14 protein-coding genes are annotated in these 12542 nt (G+C 64.2%); 3 read left to right on the top strand and 11 right to left on the bottom strand.

All coding sequences use genetic code 11. The annotated features are described in order from the left end of the window. Window positions 1-373: 373 nt before the first annotated feature. The 7 genes from JQ507_10345 to JQ507_10315 all read right to left on the bottom strand — a co-directional run bounded on the left by JQ507_10345 (window position 374) and on the right by JQ507_10315 (window position 3822). On the bottom strand, window positions 374-628 hold the full coding sequence (locus JQ507_10345; protein ID QRI71839.1) for a hypothetical protein: 255 nt from the start codon (window positions 626-628) through the stop codon (window positions 374-376). Between the two features lie 62 nt (window positions 629-690). Further along, the gene (locus tag JQ507_10340; GenBank protein QRI73279.1) at window positions 691-1713 is read right to left on the bottom strand and encodes an NAD-dependent epimerase; all 1023 of its coding nucleotides are present in this window, start codon (window positions 1711-1713) and stop codon (window positions 691-693) included. Between the two features lie 103 nt (window positions 1714-1816). Further along, window positions 1817-2233, bottom strand: a complete 417-nt coding sequence (locus JQ507_10335) for a hypothetical protein (protein QRI71838.1) — start codon at window positions 2231-2233, stop codon at window positions 1817-1819. A gap of 54 nt (window positions 2234-2287) precedes the next feature. Then, on the bottom strand, window positions 2288-2578 hold the full coding sequence (locus JQ507_10330; GenBank protein ID QRI71837.1) for a hypothetical protein: 291 nt from the start codon (window positions 2576-2578) through the stop codon (window positions 2288-2290). Window positions 2579-2757: 179 nt separating this feature from the next. Continuing rightward, window positions 2758-2955: a hypothetical protein gene (locus JQ507_10325; protein QRI71836.1), complete on the bottom strand. Its 198-nt coding sequence runs from the start codon at window positions 2953-2955 to the stop codon at window positions 2758-2760. A gap of 162 nt (window positions 2956-3117) precedes the next feature. Further along, window positions 3118-3276 carry a hypothetical protein gene (locus tag JQ507_10320; protein QRI71835.1) on the bottom strand — a complete coding sequence of 53 codons (159 nt, stop codon included), beginning with the start codon at window positions 3274-3276 and terminating at the stop codon, window positions 3118-3120. 393 nt (window positions 3277-3669) lie between these two features. After that, a complete protein-coding gene (locus JQ507_10315) occupies window positions 3670-3822 on the bottom strand; it encodes a hypothetical protein (GenBank protein QRI71834.1) in 153 nt (50 codons plus the stop codon). 243 nt (window positions 3823-4065) lie between these two features. Between JQ507_10315 and JQ507_10310 the strand changes: the two genes are divergently transcribed. Then, complete coding sequence (locus tag JQ507_10310) at window positions 4066-5043, top strand: Ku protein (protein QRI71833.1); 978 nt, start codon at window positions 4066-4068, stop codon at window positions 5041-5043. A 323-nt stretch (window positions 5044-5366) separates the two neighbouring features. Here JQ507_10310 and JQ507_10305 read toward each other — a convergent pair whose 3' ends face one another. Further along, window positions 5367-5531, bottom strand: coding sequence for a Flp family type IVb pilin (locus JQ507_10305; protein QRI71832.1), 165 nt, complete (start codon window positions 5529-5531; stop codon window positions 5367-5369). A 323-nt stretch (window positions 5532-5854) separates the two neighbouring features. Here JQ507_10305 and JQ507_10300 point away from each other — a divergent pair, with 323 nt between their 5' ends. Together JQ507_10300 and JQ507_10295 are read left to right on the top strand one after the other, a co-directional pair. Then, complete coding sequence (locus JQ507_10300) at window positions 5855-7489, top strand: thiamine pyrophosphate-requiring protein (GenBank protein ID QRI71831.1); 1635 nt, start codon at window positions 5855-5857, stop codon at window positions 7487-7489. An 88-nt stretch (window positions 7490-7577) separates the two neighbouring features. Continuing rightward, a complete protein-coding gene (locus JQ507_10295; GenBank protein ID QRI71830.1) occupies window positions 7578-8792 on the top strand; it encodes an FAD-dependent oxidoreductase in 1215 nt (404 codons plus the stop codon). A gap of 60 nt (window positions 8793-8852) precedes the next feature. On the opposite strand, the gene JQ507_10290 is transcribed toward JQ507_10295, so the two are convergent. The 3 genes from JQ507_10290 to JQ507_10280 are packed head-to-tail and all read right to left on the bottom strand — an operon-like array spanning window position 8853 to window position 12541. After that, window positions 8853-10094 (bottom strand): ABC transporter substrate-binding protein, encoded by a 1242-nt coding sequence (locus tag JQ507_10290; GenBank protein QRI71829.1) that lies wholly within the window; start codon window positions 10092-10094, stop codon window positions 8853-8855. A gap of 41 nt (window positions 10095-10135) precedes the next feature. Beyond that, a complete protein-coding gene (locus tag JQ507_10285; protein QRI71828.1) occupies window positions 10136-11614 on the bottom strand; it encodes an ATP-binding cassette domain-containing protein in 1479 nt (492 codons plus the stop codon). Beyond that, window positions 11615-12541: a branched-chain amino acid ABC transporter permease gene (locus JQ507_10280; protein ID QRI71827.1), complete on the bottom strand. Its 927-nt coding sequence runs from the start codon at window positions 12539-12541 to the stop codon at window positions 11615-11617. Window position 12542 lies beyond the last annotated feature (1 nt).

The following is a 12542-nucleotide window of genomic DNA, read 5'->3' as shown; positions in this document are numbered from 1 at the left end:
GCATAACAGGTCGAACCGAGCAGCATGGATGCAGCGACCAATGCCGCGATCCACACCGTTCGCAAAATGTTTCGAACCGTTACCGGTGTCGCCGCGCCGCCGGATAACAAACGCTCCGATCGGCTCCCACGATGCGACGAAAGAATACGACGCTGCACGTTCGGTCGTGCAAGAAATTCGCCTCGGCCGCGCCAGACGCGACAATACTATTCTAATTCAAGACAGTGCCGCTGGCGCGATTCAGCTGCAGCAGAAGGCGCGAGCGGCTCGGGCTTCATCTGCCGGGCGCTCGCATGATCGAGCGCGATGAACAGCCGTTCGCGCCATCACTGCCATAAGGAACGCTAATTCACGACGCGCCGCGGTCGCTGCGCTACTTCGACTTGGGATGCGTCTCGTCGCCCATTTTTCCGCCATTGGCGACGCACGTGTTGAAATAGTCCCGCTCATCCTTCGCGCCGCCCCTCGCGCTGCCCGAAGCGGGATTGCCAGGTTGCCGCGGTGGAAATGCCCGCGCCACCAGCGCGTCGCAGGCCCGTGCGACCTGGGCGTCAATCGCGTGCGCCGGAGTCACTGCGCTGAAGATGACCGCTGCCGCGACAACCGCAAAACGATTGATAACTCGCATTGCCAGACTCCATTCCAAGCTTGGCCAGGTTTTTTCTCGCGCCTGGATTCGCGAGGAGCGCACTACGTCCGATCGACGTTGTGATATGCCTGATACCAGGCAACAAACTTGGCAATGCCGTCCTCGATCCGCGTCTGCGGCCGAAAGCCGATGTCACGCTCCAGATCGGAGACATCTGCCGATGTCTCAAGGACATCTCCAGGTTGCATCGGCAACAACTGCTTTTCGGCCTGTCGGCCGAAGCCGCGCTCGAGCAGCGCGACCACATGCATCAGGTCTTCGGGCCTGCTGTTGCCGATATTGTAGATCCGCCACGGCGCCTTGCTCGATCCCGGATCGGGATGCGCTCCCGACCAGTTGACGTCGCCCTCGGGGACCCGGCCGATCAGCCGCACCATCGCTTCGACCACGTCATCGACATAGGTGAAGTCGCGCCGCATGTTGCCGTTGTTGAACAGTTGGATCGGCTTCCCTTTGGTGATCGCATCCGCGAACGCGAAGAGCGCCATGTCCGGCCGATACCAGGCCCCATACACGGTAAAGAACCGCAGCCCCGTCGTCGGGATCCGATAGAGGTGGCTATAGGAATGCGCGAGCAGCTCGTTGGCCTTCTTCGTCGCGGCGTACAGGCTGATCGGATGATCGACGTTGTCGTGGACCGAGAACGGCAGCTTGGTGTTGGCGCCATAGACCGACGATGAGGACGCAAACAGCAAATGCCGGCATGCGGTATGTCGGCAGCCCTCGAGAATGTTGAGGAAGCCCTCCAGATTGGAATCCACATAGGCATGCGGGTTCTGCAGGGAGTAGCGCACGCCGGCCTGGGCGGCGAGATGCACCACGACCTCGAAGCGATAGCGCTCGAACAGCGCCTTCATCCCGGCACGATCGGCGAGATCGAGTTGCAGGAAGGTGAAACCATGGTGCTGCTTGAGCAGATCGAGCCGTGCATGCTTGAGCGCCGGGTCGTAATATTGGTTCAGATTGTCGATGCCGACGACCGGCTGCCCTGCCCGCAGCAAATACTCCGCCAGATGGAAGCCGATGAAGCCGGCGCAGCCCGTGACGAGTAGATTGCCTGCGATCACCACGTTTCGCCTGTGCCTTTCGCCTTGCGCTGGGCCAAGCCGCACACGCGATCGAGCGCGGGCCGCAGCTTCTGCCTTCGCGTTCCGGCCGCAGGGTGCGTCAGTTGCCGGCGGCCGCAGGTTTATAGTCCGGGAAGCGGCTCAGCACCGCGGCCTTCATGAACTTGAAGTGCGCAATCTCGGTCGCCAGTTCCTTCAGCCGACGCTGGCCGTTGGAGATCTCGGCGTCAAACAGGTCCTGATGATAATTGTCAAGCGCCTCGCGTTCCAGATATTCGTCGGTGCCGTTGCCGAGAGTCACCGCGGCGCGGGCCAGAACGTCGTCGACACGACGGCCGAGGCCGGATTGCTCGCTTTCGGCTGCCTGTAGCGCGGCCTCGATTGCGGCCATGATCGATCCGATCCGGGCGCGATCGGTCTCGGCGTCGCGCTCGGCCGAGCGTGCCTTGAAACCTTCCTCGCTACGCCGCGACCGGATCAGGTCATGCGCGCGAGCCCGCAAAAACAGCTGAAACATCTGTCAGTATCCGGTTCGGGCCATTCAGGCAGTATCGCTCAAAATCGCCCGGTCTTAGTTAAAAAAGGGTGAATCGCGCCCTTGCCCGGCCCTCAGGTCGGCCTTCCACTTGATCCAGGCCTTGCCGTGCTTGTCATAGAGTTCGAGCCACTGTCCCTCGACTGCCGACGGCATCGTCTCGGCGCCCAAGGTCTCCCCGGCGGGGGCTGGCCCATCCAGTACCGGCAGAGAGGTGTCCAATCCCTCAAATTCCGAGGTCTCTTCAAGCGTGAGGCCGACCAGCACACGCCGGCCACTGACGTCAACGACATACCGCCTCGGCGAGTGCCCCCTGAGATCACTCATGCTGCGCAAGTTCCCTCGCGATCGGCGCATCCTTCCGCGAGGTCAATCCAGGGCTGGCACACGACCAGTCCGGCTGCCGCAATGGACGGAGACAAGACGATCGATTGCATGTTGCCCGCCAAACCCCAACTCATCCGCCGCTCCACCCGACCTCCGGGTGCCCGCCAAACGTTCCACGCTTAGAACGCGCGCCGCATGTGGCCGAACGCGCTGAGCGGCTGGTCCCGCCGCGGCGATCTGGCGGCTGACGGCGCCACATAGGGCGCATGGATCTGATACTGCGCGCGGCGCTTGTGCGACCGCCATGAGCGCGCGGCAAAGCCGGAGAAGAAGCCTGCGACGAATACCGTCGCGAGAATGAAAACAGAAGAGACCATCACAATCGTCCACGTTAGCCGTGATGTTATTAACATTCAGACTTGTGACAACATCATGATGGGGCGCGCCGAAAGAATGCTCAACCGCTGGAATTCTTGTGCAAGCAAACGGCGCAACAATGATCAGGCGCCGACGCCGGTTGGCCTCGCGCGCGAAGCGCCTCAGGAGAACCACCACAGCATGAATTTCAGGAACATCGAGCTGAGCAGATAGATCCATCCCGCCATGGCCAGCACCGTCAGCCCGACGAAGACACCTGAAACGCTCTTCTCTTTGAGGCGCGCCAGCAACGGGTTTTTCTCTTCGCGCGGAAAGAACATCTCAAGCTCGAGGCGTATCTGATTCAAATCAGCTAGCAGTCAATTTCGATGATCTCGTGACGCGCCACGGGCAGCGTGCATCAGAGATTCCGGGTGCAAAATCTCGTGACGTCGCGCGCCGTCGATCGAGAAGATTCCTGGTTCAAAAAATTCTGCGCGACATGGTCCGGGCTTTGACTTCAGCGGTCACGGCAGCATGCACCGCGCGCCGCAGACGCGCGTGACGCATCCAGACGATCCTCAAGACCGAGGATCCACACGGCCGCGTGCGCGGCGCGGGCCAGAGGCACAGACGTGATCGTCCGCCCACAGCGTTGCAAGCGCAGGGTGGCGCTGGTTGCGTCTCGATCTAACAATGAACGCCTCGCACGCGGGAAACCGGCGCTGGCAGCGTCACCCCCGGAAGAAGGCGAACCAGATGAGACCGAGGATCAGGACCGCGAGCCCCGTCGAGGCCGAGAGCAGTGCGAGAACCGAGGGTCCGGGCTCGGCCTGGCGCGCCTCGGTCGGGGTTTCGATGATCTGACCGTGTCGTTCCCTGGCCATGGCGACCTCTTTGCTTAAGTGTCTGTGATTCCGGCGATTGCCGCTCCCGTTCGAAAGGCCAACGCGGGACCCGGAGCGATGTTCCGGTGCGCCTGGCGGCCGTTGCGGTCACCGCGTCAAACCGGCGCAGGCTGAAGCCACGGTTAACGCCGTTGCCAGATTCAACGGGCCATGTTGTTTCAAACTGGGGTTCCCGGTGTTATCCTTGACCGTTCCGTCGGTTGCGTAATCGGAGTTTTCCCTATGGCCCCTCGCGCCAATTGGAAGGGCTTTTTGCGCCTTTCGCTCGTGACCTGCCCGGTTGCCCTGTACCCGGCGACGTCGGATACCGAGAAGGTCTCCTTCAACCAGATCAACCGCAAGACCGGCCACCGGATCAAATACGCCAAGGTCGATGCGGAGACCGGCGAGGAAGTCTCATCCGAAGACATCATGAAGGGCTACAAGGTCGACACCGACACCTATATCGAGGTCACGAAGGAAGAGCTCGACGACATCGCGCTGGATTCGACCCGCACCATCGAGATCGACGAATTCGTGCCGCGGTCCGAGATCGACAGCCGCTATCTGATCCGCCCCTATTATCTCGTTCCCGACGGCAAGGTCGGCCACGACGCCTTCGCGGTGATCCGCGAGACCATCCGCAGCATGGACAAGGTCGCGATCGGCCGCGTGGTGCTGACCAACCGCGAGCACATCATCGCGCTCGAGCCGCTCGACAACGGGCTGATGGGCACGCTGTTGCGCTACCCCTATGAGGTGCGCAGCGAAAAGGAATATTTCGACGACATCCAGGACGTGAAGATCACCAAGGACATGCTGGATCTCGCCAAGCACATCGTCGAGCAGAAGTCCGCCGAGTTCGATCCGGAGGAGTTCGAGGACCGCTACGAGCAGGCGCTGATCGACCTGATCAACCAGAAGCGCAACGGCATCAAGATCGCAAAGCCCGCGGCGAAGGCCAGCGGCAACGTCATCAACCTGATGGACGCGCTGAAGAAGAGCCTCGCCAACGAGAAGCAGGCCGCGCCGGCGAAAGCCGATGCAAAGGCAGCGAAGGGCAAGAAGCCGAAGAAGCGCATCGAGGGCCAGCGCGAGATGCTGCTGCCGATCTCGGGCAGCGGCAAGCGCGAGCCCAAGGAAGCCACCAAGCCCGAGCCGAAGAAGGCCGAGAAGGCGACGCGGGCGCAGGGCACTGCGGCGCGGAAGAAGGCCGGCTGACGAGGCCTCCCCCGGCAGTCGCCGGATGACCTCGAGCCGCCGCGCCTGAGACGTCCTCGTCAAGATGCCTTGGTCGACGCCGCCTGACGAACCGGTCGCACTACATCGCGGCGGAACGCTGCTGACGCTGCAGTAGGCCGCCGACTACATCATGACATTATCGGACGACGCCAGCAGGAAGCACGCCGGAAGATCGCGATCGAGCATCTGATCAACGCCGCGAAACGAGGGGGCCAGCAGGCTGATATTCGCGCGCATCGCGGTTCTGCGCGCGTGGAACGGAGCTGCGAAGGCGGCTGAAGCGGAAGCGTAACCGGCAACGCTTACTTGAATGCCGCGCCGACGGCGCTGAACTGGCCGCTCACACTGGTGCCGATGCCTTTGACGCCGGCGACGATCACGATGCTGATGCCACCGGCAATGACGGCGTACTCGATCGCGGTCGCCCCGACCTCGTCACGCAGAAACCTTGCTAGCAACGCGCGCATGAAAAGCTCCTGTCCGACGCTCGCGGCGTTTTGTCCCGCGCCGTTGTAATATGCCAGCAAAACTAGGCCACATTGGTTGACGGCCCATTGAGGGACAGGATGAACGATCGCTTAAGGGTTGCAGAGAAACTCCCTGCTAGTTTTGCCTGCATCCTGACCTCGCCCCGCGCGGCGACCAGCCGCGATTGGGCGTAAACGCATATCAGGACTACCCGATCCGGCCCGCCGCTCGGCTTTACCGGTCGGCGGAATCCTGTTCCTTTATCGGACAGGACGACAACGAGGCCGGAGCGAACCGGCCGCATCCAAAGGGAGTGACCGTCATGAAGCTCGGCACCGCGATCGCGGAAATCATGAAGCGCGAGGGGATCGAGATCCTCACGGGCTACCCGGTCAACCATTTGATCGAATACGCCGCCGCCGCCGATATCCGCCCCGTGATGGTGCGGCAGGAGCGCATCGGCGTGCACATGGCGGACGCGATCTCGCGCCTCACCTCGGGCGAGAAGATCGGCGCGTTCTGCATGCAGCACGGCCCGGGCGCCGAGAACGCGATGGGCGGCGTCGCGCAGTGCTACGGCGAATCCGTGCCCGTGCTGGTGCTGCCGATGGGCTATGCGCGCAGGCTCGCCAACATCGATCCGAACTTCAATTCCAGCCAGGCGATGAAGGCGTTCTTGAAATCCTCGGAGCCGATCAACATCGCGGCCGAAGTCGGCAACATCTTTCGCCGCGCCTTCACCCGATTGAAGAACGGCCGCGGTGGCCCTGTGATCGTCGAGATCCCCGCCGACATGTGGAACGAGGAGGTGCCGGAGCCCTTGAACTACACGCCGGTGCTGCGCACCCGCTACGGCGCCGATCCCGTTCACATCAAGGAAGCGGCCGCCCTGCTCGTCAACGCCAAGCGTCCGGTGATCTATGCCGGCCAGGGCGTGCATTACGCCAAGGCCTGGCCGCAGCTGAAGCGCCTTGCCGAGCGGCTTGCGATCCCCGTCACCACGAGCCTCGGCGGCAAGTCGTCATTCCCGGAGACGCATCCGCTGTCGCTCGGCTCCGGCGGCCTTGCGGTGCCGCGCGCGGTGCCGAAATTCCTCGCCGAGACCGATTTGATCTTCGGCATCGGCTGCTCCTTCACCGAAACATCGTTCGGCATCGCGATGCCGAAGGGCAAGACCATCATTCATTCGACGCTCGACCCGAACCACATCAACAAGGATGTCGAGGCCAAGATCGGCCTCGTCGGCGACGCCGGCCTCGTGCTCGACGCACTGCTGGAGGAGATCGGCAAGACCGTGACCGCGGACCGCAACGCGAGCGTGGTCGCCGAGGAGATCGCCGCCTCCCACAACGAGTGGCTTGCCAAGTGGATGCCGAAGCTGACGCACAACGACGCGCCGCTCAATCCCTATCGCGTGCTGTGGGACCTGCAGCACACCGTCGACATCCACAACACCATCATCACCCACGACGCCGGCAGCCCGCGCGACCAGCTCTCGCCGTTCTGGAAGTCGGTCGAGCCGTTGTCCTATATCGGCTGGGGCAAGACGACGCAGCTCGGCTACGGCCTCGGTCTTGCGATGGGCGCGAAGCTGGCAAAACCGGACAAGCTCTGCATCAACGTCTGGGGCGACGCCGCGATCGGCTTTACGGGCATGGATTTCGAGACCGCGGTGCGCGAGCGGATTCCGATCATGTCGATCCTGCTGAACAATTTCTCGATGGCGATCGAATTGAAGGTGATGCCGATCTCGACCGAGAAATACCGCTCGACCGACATCTCCGGCGATTACGCCGCGATGGCCCGCGCCTTCGGCGGCTATGGCGAGCGGGTGACCAAGCCCGAGGACATCATCCCCGCGATCAAGCGCGGCATCCAGAAGACCAAGGAGGGCGTGCCGGTGCTGCTGGAGTTCATCACCAGCAAGGAGACCGAGGTATCGCGGCCGGGCACGTGAGGCATCACGCAGCGGCTCGCGCCCTTCCCACTTGATTTGAGCTCGCCTGCGCGGGCAAGCTCCCTCCGCGAGAAGATCGGAGGGAGCGATGGCGCGCATCCTGGTGCTGGGGGCCGGCTTTGCGGGGCTGTGGGCCGCGCTCGGCGCAGCCCGCAAGCGCGACGAGATCGGCGCGCGGGCGGCAGATACCGAGATCCTCGTCATCGATCGCAACGCCTATCACAACATCCGGGTGCGCAATTACGAGGTCGACCTCGCCGATGTCGCGCTGCCGCTCGACGGGCTGCTCGATCCGGTCGGCGTCGAGCACGAGGTGGCCGAAGTCGCGGCGATCGATCCGGCAAAGCGCGAGGTCGTGGTCAAGACGAGCTCCGGCGCGGAGACCTTGACCTATGACCGGCTGGTGCTGACGACCGGCAGCGAGCTGGTCCGCCCCGCCATTCCTGGCCTTGCCGCGCATGGCTTCGATGTCGACACCCATGAAGCGGCGATGCGGCTCGACGCGCATCTGGCGGCGCTCGGCAAGGAGCCGGCGTCGCCGGCACGTTCGACGGTGGCAGTCGTCGGCGCCGGCTTCACCGGAATCGAGGTCGCCGCCGAAATGTCGGCCAAGCTGGCGGCCGCCGGCATTGCGGGCCATCATCGCGTCATCTTGATCGATCCCAATCCCGTCGTCGGCGCGACATTCGGCGCGCATGGCCGCCCGGTCATCAACGAGGCGCTGTCAGCGCTCGGCGTCGAGACACGGCTGAACGTCAGGGTTGGCGCCGTCGGCGCCGACAGCATCACGTTAAGCTCGGGCGAGATCATTCCGGCGGCGACCGTGGTGTGGTGCGGCGGGATGCACGCGAGCCCCCTCGCCGCGATGCTGCCGGCCAGGCGCGACGCGCTCGGCCGCCTCGCGGTGGATCATTGCATGCGCGTCGAAGGCCTTCCCGGCGTGTTCGCCGCAGGCGACGTCGCGTCCTGCCTGATCGACGGCGAGCACCCGACCGTGATGTCGTGCCAGTTCGCGCGTCCGATGGGCCGCTTTGCCGGACACAACGTGGTCGCCGATCTGTTCGGAGAAAAGCTGCTGCCGCTCAATATCGACTGGTATGTGACGGTGCTCGATCTCGGGGCCTGGGGCGCGCTCTACACCACCGGCTGGGACCGCGAGGTGCACACCACAGGAGCCGCCGCCAAACTCACCAAACAGACCATCAACCAGCAGCGCATCTATCCGCCGCGCAACGGTGACCGCGCGGCGCTGCTCGCGGCCGCCGCGCCGACGATCCAGACCGCGCCACCAACGCGCAAATAGCAGAGGGGGCGGCCCCCCGCGTGACCGCCCCTCCCCATCTCGCGCTGGCTCGCGCCGCGATTACTGCGACAGCTTCACGAAATCAGGAAACTTCAGCTTCCCTTCCGCGATCGCCTTCGGCCAGACCGTGATCTGCTTGCCGTTCTGCCACTGGAACACGAGACCGGTGACGGCGCCCGGGCCGGACTTGATGCCGTGGGTGAACTCGTCGTTCTTGCCGTAGAACTGGATCTTGCCGATCGTGCCCTCGAAGTCGGTCTTCTCGAGCTCGGCGACCATCTTGTCCGGATCGGTCGAGCCGGCGCGCTGGATCGCTTCGGCGATGATGTAGACCTCGTCATAGGCGGTGTAGCCGGTATAGGCCGGCGGCGTGCCGAACTTGGCCTTGAAGGCCGCAGCGAACGGCTTTGTCTTCGGTGTCACCGCAACGTCCGGTGTCGCCACCGCGAGCGAGGGCACGCCTTCGGCGGCGCCGTTGGTGTCGCCCCAGAAGGTCGGGCTCAACGCCTGCGCGCTGATGCCGAACATCGGGATCGGCACCTGCTGGTTCTTCCACTGCACCGTCGGCTGCACGCCGACATGGGAGATGCCGGTGACGATCACGTCGGGCTTGGCGGCTTCCATCTTGTTGAAGATCGGCGTGAAGTCGGTGGTGTCGGGCGAGAAGCGGATGTGCTCGACCACCTTCAGGCCGGCCTTCGGCAGGCAGGCCTCGTACCCGGCGTCGAGCGGTTTGGTCCACGCGGCGTCCTCGCTCATGATCGCCACCGATTTGAACTTGAGGTTATCGACGAGGAGATCCTTGGCGGCGTCGCAGACGAGCTGCGCCTGCGCTGCCGAGGTCAGGTAGCCGTGGAAGGTGTACTTGTTCTTCTCATAGTCGTTGTGAACCGCCTTGGTGATCTCGTTCGAGGCGGCGCCCGGCGTGATCAGCGGCATCTTCAACCGCGATGCCCACGGCTCGAGCGCCAGCACGACCTCGCTGATGTAGCTCGCGATCACCGCGGAGACCTTGTCCTCGCTGACTGCGCGCTGGAACGCACGCACCGAGTCCGCCGACGAGCTCTTGTTGTCGTAGGTGACGATCTCGATCTTGCGGCCCATCACGCCGCCCTTGGCGTTGATCTCGTCGGCCGCGATCTGCGCGCCGCCCGGGGTTGCCGCACCGGCGATCGACTGCACCTCGGCAATCACGCCGATCTTGATCGGATCCTTGGACTGCGCATAGGCCGGTGCCGCGAGGCAGAGCGCCAGCGCGGTAGCCAACAGGCTCGTGCGGGCGGCGGTTGAATATCCTGACATGGTCGTCTCCCTTTGCTTTGTTATTTTTCAATCGTTGAACGTCAGAGAAAGTCCTTGCCGGCCTCCGCGGCGAACCGGCCCGGATCGCCCTCCCAGACGATCCGCGCGTGCTCCAGCACATAGACGCGGTCGGCATGCGGAAGCGCGAAGGTCACGTTCTGCTCGCCGAGCAACACCGTGATCTTGGTGGTCTGGCGCAGCTTCTCCAGCGCCTTCGACAACAGTTCGAGGATGACCGGTGCAAGTCCCAGCGTCGGCTCGTCGAGGATCAGGATCTGCGGCTGCATCATCAGCGCGCGGCCGATCGCCAGCATCTGCTGCTCGCCGCCGGACAGCGTCTGGGCCATCTGGCCCTGGCGTTCCTTCAGGATCGGGAACAGCTCGAACAGCCAGGCGAGCTGCCTGGCCCGCGCCGCGTCGTCGAGATGCTGACCGCCGAGATCGAGGTTTTCCCGCACCGTCATCTCGCCGAACAGTTCGCGCGATTCCGGGCACTGCACGAGGCCGGAGCGGGCGATCTTGGCAGGCCCGGTGCCGCGCAGTGGCTGCCCGCCGCGCAGGATCTCGCCGGTATAGGGCAGGAAGCCGGAGATCGTGTTGAACAGCGTGGTCTTGCCGGCGCCGTTGAGGCCGACGATCGAGACGAACTCGCCCTCATGGACGTGGATCGAGACGTTCTCCAGCGCCTGCGCCTTGCCGTAATGCACGCTGACATTCTCGACCTGCAGCAGCGGCACCTTGTCCTTGAACGAGGTCTCGGGTCGCGCGTGGGTCTCGATCGCGCCGCCGAGATAGACCCGGCGCACGGTCTCGTTCTTCATCACGTCCTCGGCGCGGCCGGTCGTGATCTCCTCGCCGAGATACATCGCGAGTACGCGGTCGACCAGGGCCGCGACGCTCTTGACGTTGTGGTCGACCAGCATCACCGCGCGTCCCTCGTCGCGGAAGCTGCGGATCAGGGCGGAGAAGGTGCCGACTTCGGCGCTGGTGAGGCCCGCAAAGGGTTCGTCGACCAGTACCACCTTCGGATCGCGCGCGATCGCCTTCGCCAATTCCAGCCGGCGCAGATCGGCGAACGGCAGCGTCGGCGGACGGCGATCCATCACCGCGCCGAGCCCGACGCGCTCGGCGATCCATTTGGCGCGCTCGGTCAGTGCCTTGTCGGGAAACAGCATGAACAGGCTGTCGGGCAGCAGCGCGACCATGATGTTTTCCAGCACGGTCTGCCGGTTCAGCGGCCGCGAGTGCTGGAACACCATGCCGAAGCCCTTGCGCGCGATCTTGTGCGCGGGAAGGCCAGCGACGTTCTCGCCGTCGAAGATCACCTCTCCCGCGGTCGGGCGCTCGATGCCCATCACGCTCTTCATCGCGGTCGACTTGCCCGAGCCGTTCGGCCCGATCAGACCGAGGATCTCGCCCGGGTGCAGGTCGAACGAGAGGTTCTTCACGGCGGTCAAGCCGCCGAATCTCTTGGTCAGTCCGCGGACGGTGAGCGTTGCTGTGGTCACGGTCTGATCCATTTAAGAGCGCGCCTCGCGTGACAGGGCCGCTCCGAGGAAACCGCCGGGGAAGAACAGGACAACGAGCAGCGCCACCGCCGAAACGATGAAGGTGGCAAGCTCGCCGGTCGGGCGCAGGAACTCGCCGGCCACGATCAGGAAGATCGCGCCTAACGCCGCGCCCAGCACGGTGCGCCGGCCGCCGAGCACGGCGGAGACGATCACGTTGACGCCGACCGCGACGTCGACCACGGTGCCGACCGAGGCGGTGCCGAAGTAGAACACCAGCAGCGCGCCCGACAGGCCGGAGAAGAACGCGCTGACGATGAAGGCTGCGAGCTTGTGCTTGACGATGTTGAAGCCGAGCGCGCCCGCCTGCACAGGGTCCTGCCCGCTCGCCTGCAGCACGAGTCCAACCGGCGATTGCGACAGCCCGTACAGGATCGCGGCGCTGATGGTCATGAAGCCGAGCGCGATCCAGTAATTGGCGCCGGCATTGATGGTGATGACGTCAGGGATCGTCAGCCCGATCTCGCCGCCGGTGAGATCGGCGAAAACGACCACAAAATTCTGCAACATCAGCACCGCGACCAGCGTGGTGAGGCCGAAATACGGCCCCCTCACCCGCAGCGCCGGCAGCGCCAGCACGAAGCCCGCGACAACAGAGGCGAGCGCGCCGAGCAGGATGCAGACATAGACCGACCAGCCGTACTGGTTGTTGAGGATTCCGGCGGTGTAGGCGCCGGTGCCGATCAGGAAGGTCGGGCCGAAATTGACCTCGCCGGCGAAGCCGAACAGCAGGTCCCAGGCCATCGCGAACACGCCGAAATAGAACGCGACGGTGAGGAGCCCGAGGATGTAGCCCGAGACGTAGAGCGGCAGCGTCGCCGCAACCGCCACGCAGACCAGCGAGATGAAGAACAGGCGCGAGGTGAAGAAGTTGGCCATC

It is taken from the genome of Bradyrhizobium sp. PSBB068, from assembly GCA_016839165.1.
In the GTDB taxonomy this organism is placed as follows: domain Bacteria; phylum Pseudomonadota; class Alphaproteobacteria; order Rhizobiales; family Xanthobacteraceae; genus Bradyrhizobium.
Note: the sequence above shows the minus strand (reverse complement) of the source record. Positions and strands in the feature narration are given on the sequence as shown.

What these genes read in the sequence shown, in the direction of transcription:
- JQ507_10345 (QRI71839.1), bottom strand. Translation starts at nt 628, where the DNA reads ATGCGAGTTATCAATCGTTTTGCGGTTGTCGCGGCAGCGGTCATCTTC.
- JQ507_10335 (QRI71838.1), bottom strand. Translation starts at nt 2,233, where the DNA reads ATGTTTCAGCTGTTTTTGCGGGCTCGCGCGCATGACCTGATCCGGTCG.
- JQ507_10330 (QRI71837.1), bottom strand. Translation starts at nt 2,578, where the DNA reads ATGAGTGATCTCAGGGGGCACTCGCCGAGGCGGTATGTCGTTGACGTC.
- JQ507_10325 (QRI71836.1), bottom strand. Translation starts at nt 2,955, where the DNA reads ATGGTCTCTTCTGTTTTCATTCTCGCGACGGTATTCGTCGCAGGCTTC.
- JQ507_10320 (QRI71835.1), bottom strand. Translation starts at nt 3,276, where the DNA reads ATGTTCTTTCCGCGCGAAGAGAAAAACCCGTTGCTGGCGCGCCTCAAA.
- JQ507_10315 (QRI71834.1), bottom strand. Translation starts at nt 3,822, where the DNA reads ATGGCCAGGGAACGACACGGTCAGATCATCGAAACCCCGACCGAGGCG.
- JQ507_10310 (QRI71833.1), top strand. Translation starts at nt 4,066, where the DNA reads ATGGCCCCTCGCGCCAATTGGAAGGGCTTTTTGCGCCTTTCGCTCGTG.
- JQ507_10305 (QRI71832.1), bottom strand. Translation starts at nt 5,531, where the DNA reads ATGCGCGCGTTGCTAGCAAGGTTTCTGCGTGACGAGGTCGGGGCGACC.
- JQ507_10300 (QRI71831.1), top strand. Translation starts at nt 5,855, where the DNA reads ATGAAGCTCGGCACCGCGATCGCGGAAATCATGAAGCGCGAGGGGATC.
- JQ507_10295 (QRI71830.1), top strand. Translation starts at nt 7,578, where the DNA reads ATGGCGCGCATCCTGGTGCTGGGGGCCGGCTTTGCGGGGCTGTGGGCC.
- JQ507_10290 (QRI71829.1), bottom strand. Translation starts at nt 10,094, where the DNA reads ATGTCAGGATATTCAACCGCCGCCCGCACGAGCCTGTTGGCTACCGCG.
- JQ507_10285 (QRI71828.1), bottom strand. Translation starts at nt 11,614, where the DNA reads ATGGATCAGACCGTGACCACAGCAACGCTCACCGTCCGCGGACTGACC.
- JQ507_10280 (QRI71827.1), bottom strand. Translation starts at nt 12,541, where the DNA reads ATGGCCAACTTCTTCACCTCGCGCCTGTTCTTCATCTCGCTGGTCTGC.